General features: G+C 69.9%; 12 protein-coding genes and 1 riboswitch. Of the genes, 4 read left to right on the top strand and 8 right to left on the bottom strand.

Annotated elements, in window-relative coordinates; all coding sequences use genetic code 11:
- The first annotated feature begins 51 nt into the window (after nt 1-51).
- Complete coding sequence (locus ABN611_RS01595; protein WP_350277928.1) at nt 52-1476, top strand: PepSY domain-containing protein; 1425 nt, start codon at nt 52-54, stop codon at nt 1474-1476.
- Here the strand turns inward: ABN611_RS01595 and ABN611_RS01590 are convergent.
- Both ABN611_RS01590 and ABN611_RS01585 read right to left on the bottom strand, forming a co-directional pair.
- Nucleotides 1460-2233, bottom strand: coding sequence for an SRPBCC family protein (locus ABN611_RS01590; RefSeq protein ID WP_350277927.1), 774 nt, complete (start codon nt 2231-2233; stop codon nt 1460-1462). The genes ABN611_RS01595 and ABN611_RS01590 overlap by 17 nt on opposite strands.
- Nucleotides 2234-2235: 2 nt before the next feature.
- Entirely contained in the window at nt 2236-2568 is a 333-nt protein-coding gene (locus ABN611_RS01585; protein ID WP_350277926.1) for a metalloregulator ArsR/SmtB family transcription factor, read from the bottom strand.
- A gap of 143 nt (nt 2569-2711) precedes the next feature.
- On the opposite strand from ABN611_RS01585, the gene ABN611_RS01580 reads away from it, so the two are divergent.
- Complete coding sequence (locus tag ABN611_RS01580; protein WP_350277925.1) at nt 2712-3140, top strand: pyridoxamine 5'-phosphate oxidase family protein; 429 nt, start codon at nt 2712-2714, stop codon at nt 3138-3140.
- Here ABN611_RS01580 and ABN611_RS01575 read toward each other — a convergent pair.
- The 5 genes from ABN611_RS01575 to ABN611_RS01555 all read right to left on the bottom strand — a co-directional run bounded on the left by ABN611_RS01575 (nt 3108) and on the right by ABN611_RS01555 (nt 9292).
- Nucleotides 3108-3425 (bottom strand): chorismate mutase, encoded by a 318-nt coding sequence (locus ABN611_RS01575; RefSeq protein WP_350277924.1) that lies wholly within the window; start codon nt 3423-3425, stop codon nt 3108-3110. The genes ABN611_RS01580 and ABN611_RS01575 overlap by 33 nt on opposite strands.
- Nucleotides 3426-3481: 56 nt before the next feature.
- Nucleotides 3482-6226, bottom strand: a complete 2745-nt coding sequence (locus ABN611_RS01570; protein ID WP_350277923.1) for a hypothetical protein — start codon at nt 6224-6226, stop codon at nt 3482-3484.
- A 107-nt stretch (nt 6227-6333) separates the two neighbouring features.
- Complete coding sequence (locus ABN611_RS01565; RefSeq protein WP_350277922.1) at nt 6334-7302, bottom strand: iron chelate uptake ABC transporter family permease subunit; 969 nt, start codon at nt 7300-7302, stop codon at nt 6334-6336.
- Entirely contained in the window at nt 7299-8273 is a 975-nt protein-coding gene (locus ABN611_RS01560) for an iron ABC transporter permease (protein WP_350277921.1), read from the bottom strand. The genes ABN611_RS01565 and ABN611_RS01560 overlap by 4 nt, the downstream gene beginning before the upstream one ends.
- Nucleotides 8270-9292, bottom strand: coding sequence for an ABC transporter substrate-binding protein (locus ABN611_RS01555; RefSeq protein WP_350277920.1), 1023 nt, complete (start codon nt 9290-9292; stop codon nt 8270-8272). Before ABN611_RS01555 ends, ABN611_RS01560 begins: the two co-directional genes overlap by 4 nt.
- A gap of 26 nt (nt 9293-9318) precedes the next feature.
- Nucleotides 9319-9526, bottom strand: a riboswitch (cobalamin riboswitch).
- A gap of 90 nt (nt 9527-9616) precedes the next feature.
- On the opposite strand from ABN611_RS01555, the gene larA reads away from it, so the two are divergent.
- Together larA and ABN611_RS01545 are read left to right on the top strand one after the other, a co-directional pair.
- Nucleotides 9617-10918 (top strand): nickel-dependent lactate racemase, encoded by a 1302-nt coding sequence (gene larA, locus ABN611_RS01550; protein WP_350277919.1) that lies wholly within the window; start codon nt 9617-9619, stop codon nt 10916-10918.
- 43 nt (nt 10919-10961) lie between these two features.
- Nucleotides 10962-12419 (top strand): alpha-L-fucosidase, encoded by a 1458-nt coding sequence (locus tag ABN611_RS01545; protein ID WP_350277918.1) that lies wholly within the window; start codon nt 10962-10964, stop codon nt 12417-12419.
- Here ABN611_RS01545 and ABN611_RS01540 read toward each other — a convergent pair.
- Entirely contained in the window at nt 12409-15237 is a 2829-nt protein-coding gene (locus ABN611_RS01540) for a glycoside hydrolase family 3 C-terminal domain-containing protein (protein ID WP_350277917.1), read from the bottom strand. The two genes, ABN611_RS01545 and ABN611_RS01540, sit on opposite strands and share 11 nt — an antisense overlap.
- Nucleotides 15238-15254 lie beyond the last annotated feature (17 nt).

Here is a 15254-nt window from a genome sequence, read left to right as displayed (position 1 = left end):
TCAGTGCCCCGGACCGACTTGTGTTGCGGACCGTGCGGACGAGGAGTGGACGTGAGCGGAGTACAGGGCGGGACGGCTGTCGTGGAGGCTCGGACCGATGCGCCGGACAGCAAGGCGCGTCGCCGCGGGACCGGGCTGTTCCGCGCGTTCTGGCGGTGGCATTTCTACGCGAGCTTCCTGGTCATCCCCGTCGTGCTGATCCTCGCCGCGACCGGGCTGATCTACCTGTTCCGGTTCCAGCTCGAGCCGGTGCTGCACGCCGATCTGATGAAGGTGGTGCAGCCCGCCGGTCTGGTGGCGCAGCCGTACCAGACGCAGCTCGACGAGGTGCGTGCCGCGTTCCCGGGGTCGACCGTGGTGTCGATGACCGAGCCGTCCGGACCGGACCGCTCGACGGTGTTCTCCGTGGACACCGCGGCCGGACCGCGCGACGTGTTCGTGGACCCGTACGAAGGCAAGGTGCTCGGCTCGCTGAACCCGGACCGCACGCTGTCCGGTGCCGCGATCCTGCTGCACGGCGAGCTGATGGCCGGTCGCTGGGGCGAGTACGTGATCGAGCTCGCCGCCTGCTGGGCGATCGTGATGGCGCTGACCGGGTACTACCTGTTCCTCCGCGGCCGGGTGGCACGCGCCCGCCGCCGGGCCGCGGGTGCGGCGGGAGCGGTACTGCGCTCGCGGCACGGCCGCACGGGCGCCGTGCTTGGTATCGGGCTGCTCTTCCTCGTCGTCTCGGGCCTGCCGTGGACGGGGTTCTGGGGCGCGAAGACCCAGGAGTTCGCGACCAGCCGCGGTACGTCGTTCTGGAGCGAGGATCCGGGTGCGCTGTCGAACCCGACCTCGACGCTCGACGAGTCGCTGCCGCACAGCCACACGGTGCCGTGGGGTCTCGGCAAGACCGGCGTACCGCGCTCGAACCCGGCCGACGGGCACCGTTCGGTCGCCACCGTCGACACCGCGATCGAGGTCGGGGCCCGCAACGGGTTGCGGCGGCCGATGACGATCGCGCTGCCGGCCGGCGACGAAGGCGTGTTCTCGGCGATCGGCTACGCCTTCGAGGATCCCGGCAAGGAACGGTCGTTGCACGTCGACCAGTACGGCGGCCGCGTCGTGTCGACGTACGGCTATCAGGACTACCCGGCGCTGGCGAAGGTCGTCTCGCAGGGGATCGCTCTGCACGAGGGCCGGCGGTTCGGGACGGTGAACCTCTGGTTGACCGCGGCCTTCTGCGCCGGCGTGCTGTTCATGTGTGTGAGCGGGCCGTTGATGTGGTGGCGGCGGCGCCCGAAGGGCAGGGCGCTCGGTGCGCCGCGTGGCCGGCTGCCGCTCCGGGCAACCCCTGCCCTGGCCGTGCTTGTTGTCGCGCTTGCGGTCTTCCTGCCGCTGTTCGGGATCTCGTTGCTCGCCGTACTGCTGCTCGATCAGCTCGTGCTGCGCCGGGTCGCGGGCCTGCGGTCGTGGTTCAACGTGGCGCGTTGAGGAGCTCGGCCGCCAGGGTGTCGAGGCGGCCGCGCCAGGTTTCGAGGGCATCGTCCGGGCTGCTCAGGCCGGTCTGGGTGAGGATCAGCCGAGCGCCGTGACCGGTGCCTTCGGTCAGCTCCCATCGGACCCTGCCGTCGGACTGCTCGTACTCCAGCGCCTTGGGCTCGGAGCGTTCGGTGACGGTGCCTTCGGCGGTCAGGTGTGGCCAGACCGTTTCGGCGGGGCGCGTGAGCTGTCGCTCGAACCGGACGACCCAGCCGTCCGGTGTCTGCTCGGCCGAGCCGTCGTTCAGCCCGAGGAGTTCGACGAAGCGATCGTGCAGTTCGCCGGTGTCCGGCGCGATGTCGATCGGCTTGCCGTCCAGGAGCAGCTCCATCGCGTCCACGCACAGCGACCAGCCGGACCCGAAGCTCGCGGCGCCGTACCGGTCGTCGAAGGTGTGACTGAGGACCAGCAGGCAGCCGTCGTCGGCCGGGAGGAGCTCCCAGCGCAGTACTTCGCCGCTCCAGGTGATCGCGAACACGTGCGGCGGGTCGAACTCGAGCACCTCGCCGTCGCCGCCCGGTTCGCCGTCCATCCAGTACTCGATCGTGCCGCCGATGCGCGGCTGCAGCCGCACCGAGGCCGGGAACCAGTGGACCAGTTGCTCCGGGTCGGTGAGCGCACGCCACACCTTCTCGGCCGGGTGCCGCAGCCGGCGCTCCATCCGCAGGACCGAGCGGCCCTCGACGGTACGCAGGGTCTCGTTCGCCATCGTCAGCCTTCCGTGTCGGCCGGATCGTCGTCCGGCATCGTGTCCAGGTGTTCTTCGAGGTCGTCCAGGGCGCGATCCCACAATTGCCGGTACGGATGCAGCCAGGCGTCCAGCTCCCGCAATGGCCCGACCTCGAGCTCGTACCACCGCCGCTGCGCATCCACCCGCACACCCACCAGGCCGGCCTCCCGAAGCACCCGCAGATGCTTCGAAACCCCCGGCTGACTGATCCCGAGCTCATCCGTCAGCTCCCCCACCAGATGCGGCCGCCGCCGCAACAAATCCAAGATCGCCCGCCGCCGCGGCTCAGCCAACACTTCGAACGGTGCGCCCATGGCACTCAACATACCCGCACAGCTATATAACCACAATGGCATGCAGGAGGCGATCCGGCAGGAATTCCCCTAGCCTCACGGGTGTGCTCGCGCGAATCGATCCACCCCCGCCGGCGACGGCACGCAAGGTGCCCGGATATGCGATGCCCGAGACCGAAGCCGCGCTGCTGGACTGGAGCTTCGTCTCGGCGCAGCTGGAGAACGCCACGCACTACTGGCTGACCACGATCGCGACTGACGGCCGGCCGCACTCCGTACCGGTGTGGGGGCTGTGGTACGGCAACCGGCTGCACTTCGAGGGCCGGCCGCAGGCGGCCTGGGCGCGGAACCTGCTGCGCGATCCGCGGGTGACGGCCCACCCGCCCGAGCCCGAGCAGGTGGTGATGCTCGAAGGCCGGGCCCGGGTCATCCAGGACGACGAGCTCACCGGCCAGGAGTGGGCCGAGCTCGACGGCAGGTTTCAGACGAAGTACCGGACCGGCACCGGATCGCCGTACTGGTGCATCGAACCCACCAAGGTGATCGCCTGGGACGGCGGCCTACTCGACACCATGACACGCTGGATCTTCTGACGAGTCCGCGCGAAGACGGTCGAGTTCGTATTCGATGAAGGCTTGGATCATTGCGCGCCAGACGGCTTCGGCGACCTCGGGGGAGAGGCCCGCGGCGGACGCTCGCGTTCGTGCGGCCTGGACCACGGTTTCGACGCGGTCCGGTGCGCGCACGGCGTCCTCGTCCTTCTTGAACCCCGCAGCAGCCCGCACCAACTCCTGCCGCCGCGCCAACAACTCGGTCAACTGCTCATCCACCTCGTCGATCCGACGCCGCACCTCGGCAAGCGACCCCAACTCAGCCACGCAACCCCACCTCCGGACGACCTCGACGTACGCCGATCATGTCACCCACCCCGGGGCTAGGCGGGTTCCTTCAGGACGTCGATGCCGTCGATGGTGTAGGTGCCGGACAGGACGGTGAGCTTCAGGGTGTGGGGGCCTGGGGGGAGGTTGCGGAGCCAGTGGGAGGTTTGGCGGGGGCCGGTGGAGCCTACGGTGATCGGTTGGGCGGGGGCGCCGTCGATGGACAGCTCGATCGTGGCTCGGGCTGTGGCGCCGAAGATGTTGAGGCCGGTGCCTTGGAAGGGGACCGTGACGGTCGCGCCGGTGGTGAGGGCGTGCAGGGTTCGGTTGTAGTTGGCGAAGCCTGATTGCTGGAACTGGGCTGCGCCGGTGTAGACGAGGTCGCGGGCCGTGTCGTCCAGTTTGTCCGAGCGCCACGCGTGGCCTTCGACAGGTACGACGGACAGGTTGTCCCAGCTGTTCTCGTAGTAGCCCGACGTCAGCGCGATGCGGCCTGCCATCACGGTGTTCGGGGCAGTGTCGGTCCAGGTCGTCAGCTCGGCGCCGTCGACCGTCGCGGTGAGCTGGTTCTGCTTCGCCTGCAGGGAGATCCGGTGCCAGGCGTCCGGGTCGAAGCCGGCAATGGCGCCGGAAGCAACGACCGCGTCGAGCTTGCGCAGTTGCCAGCCGCCGCCGGGGGACACCCGCAGCGCGTAGGCGGCGAGATCGGATCCCTGGCTGACGACCTGGCGGACGCCCAGCCCGGCGAAGTTCGGCAGCGCCGGATCACGGACCGTACGGTCGAAGCGGACGTCGACCTCCGCACGATAGTCGGCCCACGTGTGGTCGCCGAGGATCGTCGCCGGCGTCGCGGTCGACAGCCGGTTCTGCGAACCGTCGCCCCAGACGTTCCAGGTGTAGCCGCGGTTGTCCGCGTGAATGCGTTGCCGGAGGACGTTGCCGTGCGTACCGTCGCCGGAACCGACCACCTCGAACGCGCCGTTCTGGTCCGCGGTGTAGCGCGGAGTTCCGCCGCGCCGCTCCAGGTAACTCATCTCGACGCCGTTGACGTTCTCGGTCGGGTAGCCGGCGTACTCGAAGTCGTCGGAGTACGGCAGCCCGAGCGGCGAGTTCCCGGTCTTCGCCGCGTACTGACCGGGCGTGTGTTCCACAGCGGAGCGATGAATGCCGCGGGCCTGCGTCGACAGCGTGAGGATCGAGTACGGCTCGACCTTGATGCGATACACGAAGCCGCCGCTCTCCGAACGCACCGGCGTCACGTAGCCGAGGTGCTGGAAGTGGTTCACGTCGGCCGGCTGGGTGGCGGTGTCGTCGGGTCCTCTGGTCTGCCACAGATGCAGCGGCGTCGTCGAGGTGGTGCCGAGGTCGGTCACCTTGACCTCGAAGTATCGCGCCGTGCCGGTGTTGTTGGCGTGCACCTGGGTGAAGTCGGTCCCCGGTCGCGCGTCGGCCGTCCTGGCCGGCTCCCGCAGCGTCAGGTAGGTCCGGGTACTCGAGTCGACCGCCGTACCGCCGTCGGCGAACGTGCCGTCGCCGTAGCTGGCGCCCTCGATGTACTCCCACCCCTCGTCGATGAACTGCATGAAGTGCCGTACCAGCGTGATCCCGACACCGCCCTCGTAGTACCCCGACCACGGGTCGGAGGCACGGATCAGATGCTTCGGCGAGTACGACGAGCCCTCGTACAGCGCGCTCACCGCCGGCTGGAAGAGGAACGACGTCATGTGCGCCGGGTTGTTCCCGGACCCGGACCACCGGTAGGCGTTGATGAACCGGTCCGCGATGTCGACAGCGCCGACGGTTCCACCGATCCCGCCCCGTTCCGGCTGGGCGGTGACGCGGTACTCCGGATCGATCATCGGCGCGACGCCCTCGGAGTACAGGATCTCCTTGCCGTGCTCCTTGTTGAGCCTGGTCAGGTTGGCCCCGCCGCCGATCGTGTAATGGATGCCGATGGCATCGACCTGCTCGAGCGCCGCGGGACTGTTCAGGATCGCCGCGGACACCGTCTCGCCGTTGCGGTAGGAGTCCATCGCGACGACCTTGATCTTGGAGTAGTCGTAGCGGGCGTCGGCGGCCCGGGCGTCGGCCTCGAGGCGTTGCGCGAAGTCGACGACCCAGCGGAGCTCGGAGGCGAGGTGGTTCATGTTCACCTCGTTCTGCGCCGGGCTGACATAGTCGAACTTGACGCCGTACGTGTCGTAGGCGGCGTCGATCGTCTCCTTGTACCAGCGGTACCGGTCGGCCGGGCGGTTGCCGGTCCAGGACGGCTCGCCCCAGCGCAGCGCCTCGACCTTGACGTGCGGGTTGATCGTCTTCGCGTCCGCGATCAGCCGGAAGCCCGCGCCGCGCAGCACGTTGGCGGGCTCGTCCGCACTGCGCTTCGTCGCGGGCTCGGCGCCCGAGGACGTGTCGGTGTCCGAGCCCAGCTCGACCTTGAGGTGGTTCAGCCCGGCGCCGGTCCGCGGGTTGAACAGCAGGTTGAGGATCCGCCAGTACGCCGCCGGGTTCTCCTCGCGGTAGTCGAGCAGCAGCCGCGACGTGTTGTTGCAGGAGACCGACCCGAAGCCGCCGAAGACGTTGTACGCCTTGCCTGCGGCGTCGCGCTCCACGTCGTCGCCGTCGACGACGATGTCCTTCCACGGACTCGCGTCGTCGCCGAAGGTCAGCCCGGGAGCCGAGTCACGGGTCTCGTCGGCCGAGGCGGGGGCGGAGGCGGCGACGGACGTCACGCCTGTCCAGAGCGATGTGGCGATCACGGCGACCGACGCCGCCCGGCGCCACCGGATGTTCCCAAGCATGCTGCTGCCTCCGTGCGAGGTGTCCCGAGCTGCTCGTCCGGGCGGACGAGACAAGGGAAAGGCTCGTCGGGAGGCAGTGGCGGCGACAAGAATCCGAACGCGTTCGATCACAGACCAGCACGATCGGTCATCAGGAGGACCAATAGATACGGAGCTCCGAGGAAGGCGGTGATCAGGCCGACGGGGAGCGCGGTCGGAGCTACCACCGTTCGGGCGACCAGGTCCGAGGCGACCACGAGCAGCGCTCCGACGGCGGCCGGGACGAGCAGCCCTGGTTGTCCGGCGACCAGCCGTCTGGCCAGTTGCGGAGCGATCAGGGCGACGAAGGCGACAGGCCCCGCGGCTGCGGTAGCGAACGCCGCGAGGCCGACACCCAGCGCGATCAACACGGCACGGGCTACCTCGACCCGTCCGCCCAGCGCGCGGGCCAGATCGTCGCCGAGCTCCAGCAACCGCAGCTGTCGGGTCGACGCGATCGCCGCCGGCAACAGCACCGCCAAGGTCCCACCGACAAGTACGACGTGCACCCACGTCCGCCCGGCGAGACTCCCGGCCAGCCACATCGACGCACTCTTCGCGGTGTAGATGTCGGCCAGCGTGAGCAGGTACGCCGTGAGCGAGCCGATGACGGCCGTCACGCCGATCCCGACCAGCACCAAGCGATGCCCGGAGAGCCCGTTGCGATACGCGAGCAGATACACACTGGTTGCCGCAAGCAACGACCCGAGCAGCGCACCGAACGGGATCCACCCGCTCCCGAGCACAGTGATCATCAGTACGGCGGCCAACGCCGCGCCGGCGTTGACACCGATCAGGTCCGGACTCACCAACGGGTTGCGCGCGAGCCGCTGGAAGATCGCGCCGGACACCGCGAACGCCGCCCCGACACCGGCGCCGACCAGGACCCGCGGCAGCCGGTTGTTCACCACGACGTCGTACATGATGAGCGTGCCGTGGCCGGACAAGGTTCGCAGTACGTCGGCCGGCGGCACGGCGTAGTCGCCCCGCGTCAACGCGAGCGCGCCGATCGTCAAGGTCAACGCCCATGCGACCGTCGCGACGACGAGGCCCCTCACAGTTCCGCCACCCGCTGGCGCCGGACGAGCGCGATGAACACCGGCGCGCCGATCAGCGCGGTGACGATCCCGACCTGGAGCTCGGCAGGCCGTACGGCGATCCGCCCGAGGACGTCGGCCAGCAGCAGGACCATCGGCGCGACCACCATCGACCACGGCAGCAGGCGGCGGTAGTCCGGCCCGACGATCCGCCGGGCGACGTGCGGTACGGCGAGGCCGACGAAGCCGATGGGCCCGGCGATCGCGGTCGCCGTACCGGCCAGCACCACGACCGCGGCACCGGCGAGGACCCGAACCAGGATCATCCGCGTCCCCAGCGACTGCGCCAGCTCGTCACCCAGCGCGAGTTGATTCAGGGACTGCCCGAGCACGAGTGCGAGAATGGTGCCGACAGCAACGAACGGCAGCGCCTGGGCGACGATCGGCCCGGTCGCGAGCGACAGCGACCCGACCACCCAGAACCGGTACTCGTTCAGCGTCGAGAGATCCAGCAGCGTGACGGCGGACGTCAGCGAGCCGAGCATCGCCGAGATCGCCGCACCGGTCAGGGCGAGCCTGACCGGCGCCGCACCACCGATCAGATAGACGACGACGGTCGTGACGAGCGCCCCGCCCATCGCGAACCACACGTACCCGGTCAGGCTGTGCACGCCCAGCAGCCCGATGGCGCCGACGACAGCGGCCGCCGCGCCCGCGGTCACCCCGAGGATCCCGGGATCCGCGAGCGGGTTCCGGGTGACGCCCTGCATCAACCCGCCGGCCAGGCCGAGCGCGGCGCCGACGACCAGCCCGGCGACGGTCCGCGGCAGGCGTAGGTACCTGACCACCCGATCGACGTCGCTCCCGCCGAAGTCCGTCAGCGCGCGGTACACCGCGCCGGGTCCGATCCATTCGTTGCCGACGCACAACGACAGCACGCACAGGGCAAGCAGGGCGACCACCGCGACTCCGCAGGCCGCGAGACGCTTCACCTGACCAGGTCAGGGTGCAGGATGCGGCCGAGGTTCTCCGTGGTGTGGGCGCCACGGACTCCGGCGGAGTGATTGGCGAACAGCCACGGGATCACGTGTTTCTCGCGCACCGCAGTAAGGTTCGCGAACGCCGGATTCGCGAGCAGCTCATCCACGTCGGGTTTCGCCGCCGCGGGTGTCAGCGACGCGTCACAGCACCCGCTGATCAGCACGTAGTCGGGGTCCCGCTTGATGAACTCCTCGACGCTGATCTGTACGTTCCGCTTCGTCGTCAGGTCGGCGAACGCATTCACCCCGCCCGCCTGCCGGATCAGCACCGTGCCGAAGTCCGGGCCGCCCGACACCGTCATGCCGCCGCCCTCGAGCCCGGGCCGGACGATCGCGACCGTCGGCCGCGGCGCGTCCCGTACCGCGGCCTCGACCGCCGCGATCCGGCGCTGCTGGTCCGCGATCACCTCCTCGGCCCGCTTCTCCACGCCGAACAGCCGGCCGAGCTCGCGCAGGTCGGCGTACACGTTGTCCATCGAGACCGTCGACGGATCGATCGCCTCGTCGCCCTTGCCGTCCGCGGTCGGGCACAGCGGGCTGAAGATCCAGGTCCGGACGCCGAGGTCGGCGAGGCTCTTCCGGCTGCCGAAACTCGCGTCGCTGCCGGCCGCGCTGAACACGTCGTTGAACCCGGACAGCACGAAGTCGGGCTCGAGGCTGAGCAGTTCCTCGCGGCTCGGCAGGTTCTTGAAGTACTTCGCCTTCGCCTGCGCGCCGGCGTACTCCGGGAGCACCTCGGCGTCGAGGTACGCCGTACCGACCAGCCGGTCGGAGATCCCGAGCGCGTGCGCCATCTCGATGGCCGGTTGGTACGCCGCGAACACGCGCTGCGGCGGACCGTCGACGGTGACGTCGATCCCGCAGTTCTTCACGGTGGTCGCGCCGGGCCCGGACCTGGCTTCGGCGGCCGGGCCGCAGCCGGCCAGCAGCGACAACGACAGGACAGCGGCGAACACGCGTACGACGGCCATGGGCGGACCGCTCCTCCAGCACCTCGTGGACGGGTCAACGCCGTGGCCGGTCTCCTGGCTGACGGGTACCGCGTCCACCGGCCTGACCTTCCCAGGCGCATGCGCCCAGTGGTCCCCTTCGCAGGGACGGCAGGTGAACCTCCCGATCACAGTGGCGAGGGCCGCGCCGGCATCACACCGGCTTCCCGAACACCACGGCGCGGTCACCCTAACACCATGTGGATAGATAGGATCTATAGCCGCCTGAGCCTGGCGCCGCATCCTCAATGAGCGGTACGCTTCCGAGGATTCATAGGATCAATATCCAGGGAGCGAGGTGCGCGGTTGAGCAGCGAGATCCTGCTGGCGTACGGCGAGACCGGGCTGCCGCTCAAGGTCGATCCCGCCCGGACGACAGTGGTCGAACCCGAGCGCACCGCCGCAGCCGCGGACCAGCTGGAGGTACTGCGCGCCGCCGTGCGCCACCCGGTTGCCGGGCCGCCGCTGCGCGAGCGGGTCCGCCCCGGGCAGACGGTGGCGATCTCGGCCTGCGACGGCACCCGGCCGCAACCTCGGCACCTGATGATTCCGGCCGTGCTCGAAGAACTCGACGGGATCGTCGCCCCGGAGGACGTCGTCATCCTGGTCGCCACCGGCACCCATCGGGGCAACACCGAGGCCGAACTCCGGCAGATGTTCGGTGCCGAGGTCGCGGGCTCCGTCCGGATCGTGAACCACGATGCGCGGGACTCCGCCCAGCTGGCCTGGTGCGGGACCCACGGTGACGGCGTACCGGTCTGGCTGAACCGGGAGTGGATACAAGCCGACGTCCGGATCACGACCGGATTCGTCGAACCGCACTTCTTCGCGGGCTTCTCGGGCGGACCGAAGCTGGTGGCTCCCGGACTGGCGGGCCTGGACACCGTCCTGGTCCTGCACGACGCCTCCAGGATCGGTGATCCGGCGGCGACCTGGGGCGTCACCGAGGGGAACCCGGTGCACGACGACGTCCGGGCGATCGCGGCCGCGACCGGTGTCACGTTCGCGCTGGACGTCGTACTGAATCGGGACAAGGACGTCGTCGCGGCGTTCGGCGGCGACCTGCTGCCCATGCACGCCGCCGCCGCGGCCTTCGCGCGCCGCATCGCGATGCGGCCGGTGCCCGACCGGTTCGACGTCGTGGTGACCACGAACTCCGGCTTCCCGCTCGACCAGAACCTGTACCAGGCCGTGAAGGGAATGTCGGCCGCGTACCAGGTCGTCCGCCCCGGCGGGACGATCGTCTGTGCCGCCGAATGCCGGGACGGCTTCCCCGACCACGGCCTGTACCGCTCGACGCTGGAAGCGGCAGACTCGCCGGAGGCGTTGCTGCGGGACATCGCGGCGCGGCCCGGCACCGTTCCCGACCAGTGGCAGATCCAGATCCAGGCCAGGATCCAGGCGGAGAACCGGGTCGTCATGCACACCGGCTTCCTGACCGACGCCGAGCTGGCGGCGGTGCACCTCGAGCAGACCCGGGACATCTCCGCGACCGTCGCGGAGGCGCTCGAGGCCGCCGGTCCGGGAGCGACGCTCTGCGTGCTCCCGGAAGGACCGCAGACCATTCCGTATCTCGCCGATCGGCATCGCCCGGCTCGCAACGACTGAGCCAGGCTCCCGACCGGTCCACCCCCGACGACAGGAGTCCATCGTGCCCGCAGCTGCTACCGACGGCCCCTTCGAGGCGACGTTCGAGTCGCTGGGCGGCTTCGAGTGTCCTGAGTGGTTCCGGGACGCGAAGTTCGGCATCTGGTCGCACTGGGGGCCGCAGTCGGTCCCGCGGTACGGCGACTGGTACGCCCGGAACATGTACCGCGAGGACAGCGACCAGTACCGGTACCACCTGCGCACCTACGGGCACCCGTCCGAGGTCGGCTACAAGGACGTCGTACGGCAGTGGAAGGCGGAGCGGTTCGACCCGGAGGGGTTGATGGATCGGTTCGCCGCGGCCGGGGCCCGGTACTTCGTGGCGCAGGCGACGCACCACGACAACTTCTTCAACTACGACTCGGCCGTGAACCCCTGGAACTCCACGAAGGTCGGGCCCGGCAAGGACATCCTGGCGCTGTGGAAGGCTGCCGCCGACGAGCGCGGCCTGCCGTTCGGCGTCACCGAGCATCTCGGCGCCGCGTTCAGCTGGCTGGCCGTCAGCAAGGGCAGCGACAAGCGCGGCCGGTTCGCCGGCGTGCCGTACGACGGTTCGGACCCCGCGTATCGCGACCTGTACCTCGACAACGCCGGGTACCTGCCCGCAGAGGACGTCGTGGTCCCCGACCCGTGGTATTGCGACGATGCCCGCTTCCACCGCTACTGGCTCGACGCGATCACCGAGATCATCGACCGGTACCAGCCCGACCTCCTGTACTCCGACGGCGCGCTGCCGTTCGGTGACGTCGACTACACGCCGGGACTGGACACGGTGGCGCGGCTGTACAACACCAGCGCACGGATCCACGGCACGAACCGCGCCGTGTACCAGCAGAAGGACCGCCGGCCGGAGGTGAGTTCGGTGGGCGTGCTGGACATCGAGCGCAGTCAGACGCCGTCGATCTCGCCGGCGCCGTGGCAGACCGACACCTCGGTCGGCGACTGGTTCTACAACGTCCGCGACGTGTACAAGTCGGCCGGACATGTCGTCGAGATGCTGGTCGACATCGTCTCGAAGAACGGCAACCTGCTGCTCAACGTGCCGCAACGACCGGACGGCACGCTCGACCTCGAGTGCTCGCAACTGCTCGACGACCTCGGTGCCTGGACCAAGACCTGCGGCGAAGGCATCTACGGCACGAGGCCGTTCCGCGTGTTCGGGGAAGGGCCGGGGAGCGTCGTCATCGACGGCTTCACCGAGGACCGCGTGAACTGGTCGAGTTCCGACTTCCGCTTCACCCGCCGCGGCAACACCGTGTACGCATTCCAGATGGCGTGGCCGGACGACGGGCGAGCCGTGATCCGCAGCCTCGCCGGACACGAGTCCGTGGCCGCCGCCCGGCTGCTCGGCCACGGCCCGGTCGAGTTCGAACAAGCCCACGGCATCGTGGTGGTCCGGCTGCCCGACACACGTCCGGTCGACGTCGCGAACTGCATCGCCCTGGAGATGGCTACCGCCTGACAGCGGTCAAGCTCTCCAGTACGACGTCGGCTGCGGAGAAGACCGCATAGAGCGTATGTACGCCGGCCACCGGGACGAGCGGGCCGGTGATCGTGGTGAGCTGCTCGGCCGGTGGGACTCGCACCGTGCCGAGCAGCTCTCCGTGCAGCGGATCGTCGAGCCGGAGCTCGATCGTCGCCGGTGTCGTGCCGCGGTTCCCGGCGGTGATCGTGCAGTTGTCCTGGGCGGTCATCGTGACGTCGTGGAACGCCAGCCAGGACTGCGGTTCCAGCGAGATGACGGCGTCGCCGTGGTCGCGGGACGCGGTCGTCAGGGTCATCGCGCAGTACTCGTCGAAGCTGGTGGCGGCCAGGTGGCCGAAGTGGCGGGGTGGGATCTGTTCGCCGACGACGTCGAGGGTTGCGGTCAGGCGGAGGTCGCTGCAGGAGCGGCCGACCAGGATGCTGTGCCGGGCGGTTTCCACGCAGCGCCGGTCCCGGGTCACGTCCCAGAAGCCGAGGTCGGCCGCGGCGATCGTCAGCTCGACGTCGGTGCTCTCACCAGGGAGCAGCGACACGCGCCGGAAGCCGCGGAGTTGCCGCAGCGGTTGTTTGACGCGTGAGCGTTGCTGGTGCGTGTACAGCTGGACGACTTCCCCGCCGGGCCGATCACCCGTGTTCGTGACCGTGCAGGTGACCCGGACCTCGCCGTCCGCGTCGATCGACCGGGCGCTGAGCCGCAGGTCGCTGTAGGCGAAGGTCGTGTAGCTGAGGCCGTGGCCGAACGGGTACAGCGGTGTCCCTCTGAAGTACAGGTACGTCGCGTCCGTCGCGATGATGTCGTAGTCGAGCAGGCTCGGCAGGTCCGCCGCGGACTGGTACCAGGTCTGGGTCAGCCGCCCGGTGGGATCGGTGTCGCCGAACAGTACGTCGGCCAGCGCCCGCCCGTACTCCTGGCCGCCGTGGGCCGACCAGAGGATCGCCGGCAACCGCTCCTGGGCCCAGGTGATCGCGAAGGGATAACTGCTGCTCAGCACGAGCACCGTCTGCGCGTTCGCTTCGCGCACCTCGCGCAGCAGCCGGTCCTGGCCGGCCGGCAGCTCGAGGCTTGCGCGGTCCTCGGTCTCCCGGCCGTTCACGAGCGGATGGTTGCCGACGACCACGATCGCGACGTCCGCGCGCCCGGCCAGTTCCGCGGCCCGCGCCGCACCGTCGACCAGGACGTCGAGCTCGAGCGGCGTCCCCTCGTCGGCCAGGCTGACGACTCCGGCGGCGTCGACGGACAGGTAGCGGCCACTGTGCAGATGGTTAACGACCAGCTGGCCGTCGATCCGCTGCAGCCGGAAGGTCTGCTTGACCTCCCAGCCGTTCGGGCCGGGCTGGTCGGCGACGAGCTCGCCGTCGTCGGTGACGGTCAGGTGCTGCCCGTTCCGCGCCGACCGCAGGGCCCAGGCGGCACCACCCCAGTCGAACAGATCGAACTCGCAGCCCTCCGGCGCCGCGCCCGCCGTCGACGACTCGGAGCGCAGTACGGCATCCGGCCCGATCGTCAGGTACGACCGCGACCCGGCGACGCGGAGCGCGATCCGGTCGACGCCCTCGCAGTACTCGACGCGGTCCGCGCCGAGCCGCTCGACGATGCCGTCCAGCGCGGTGACCTGGTAGGGAAGCGTCCCGGCGTACCAGTCCGCCGAGAGCACGCCCGCGAGCGGGCCGACGACGGCGATCCGCTTGATGGCCGACGCGTTCAGCGGGAGCACCTGGGACTCGTGCTTGAGCAGCACGATCGCCTGCCGGGCCGCGTCGTGCGCGAGCCGGCGGTGCGCGGTGCAGTTGACCAGATCCGGTGCGAGCGAGCGGTACGGGTCGAGCTCCGGCGGATCGAACTCCCCTAGCCGGAACCGGATCGCGAGCACCCGCCGTACCGCGGTGTCGATGTCGTCGGTGCTGATCAGGCCCCGGTCGAGCGCCTCGGTGAGCCGTCCGATCGTCGGGCCGGAGTCCGTGTTGTCCTGCGTGAAGCTGTCGACACCGGCCTTGAGCGCGGCGGCGTACGCGGTCGGGCCGTCGGCGTGGTACTGCTGCAGGCCGAACAGGTTGCCCGGCGCGTACGCGTCGCTGACCACCAGCAGGTCGTCGGTCGTCCAGGTGCGGAGCGCGTCGTTGACGAGCGGGCTGAGATGCGCGGGCCGCCCGTTGACCAGGTTGTACGAGGGCATCACTCCGACGGCCGCGCCGGACTCGATCGGGGCGCGGAACGCCGGCAGTTCGTAGTCGTGCACGACCCGCGGCGGCAGGTTGCTGGAGGTCCTGCACCGGTCGGTTTCGTTGTTGTAGGCAAGGAAGTGCTTGAGCGTCGGCGCGGTCTTCAGGTACGTCGGATGCGCACCGGCCAGGCCGCGTCCGTACGCGGTGGCGACGACACCGGTCAGCCAGGGGTCCTCGGCGTACCCCTCTTCGTTGCGGCCCCAGCGCGGGTCGCGGAGCGGGTTGACCACCGGCGCCCAGACGTTCAGGCCGACACCGGCCGGATCCTTCCGGTGGAAGACGCGCACCTCGTCGCCGACCGCGTCACCGACGGCGCGGACGAGGTCTGGGTTCCAGCTGGTGGCCAGTCCGATCGCCTGCGGGAACACGGTCGCCGGACCGAGCCAGGCGACCCCGTGCAGGGCCTCGGTACCGGTGCGGAACGCGTCCAGGCCGAGCCGGTCGACCGGTGCCTGGTACTGGTGCAGCAGGGCGAGCTTCTCGTCCGGGGTCAGCCGGGTGAGCAGGTCGGTGATCCGCTCGGCGAGCGGGCGGGCCGGGTCCCGGAACGGGGGAGTGGCTGGAGTACTCATCGGCGGTCGACTCCATC

This window comes from Kribbella sp. HUAS MG21, from assembly GCF_040254265.1.
Lineage (GTDB): Bacteria > Actinomycetota > Actinomycetes > Propionibacteriales > Kribbellaceae > Kribbella.
Note: the sequence above shows the minus strand (reverse complement) of the source record. Positions and strands in the feature narration are given on the sequence as shown.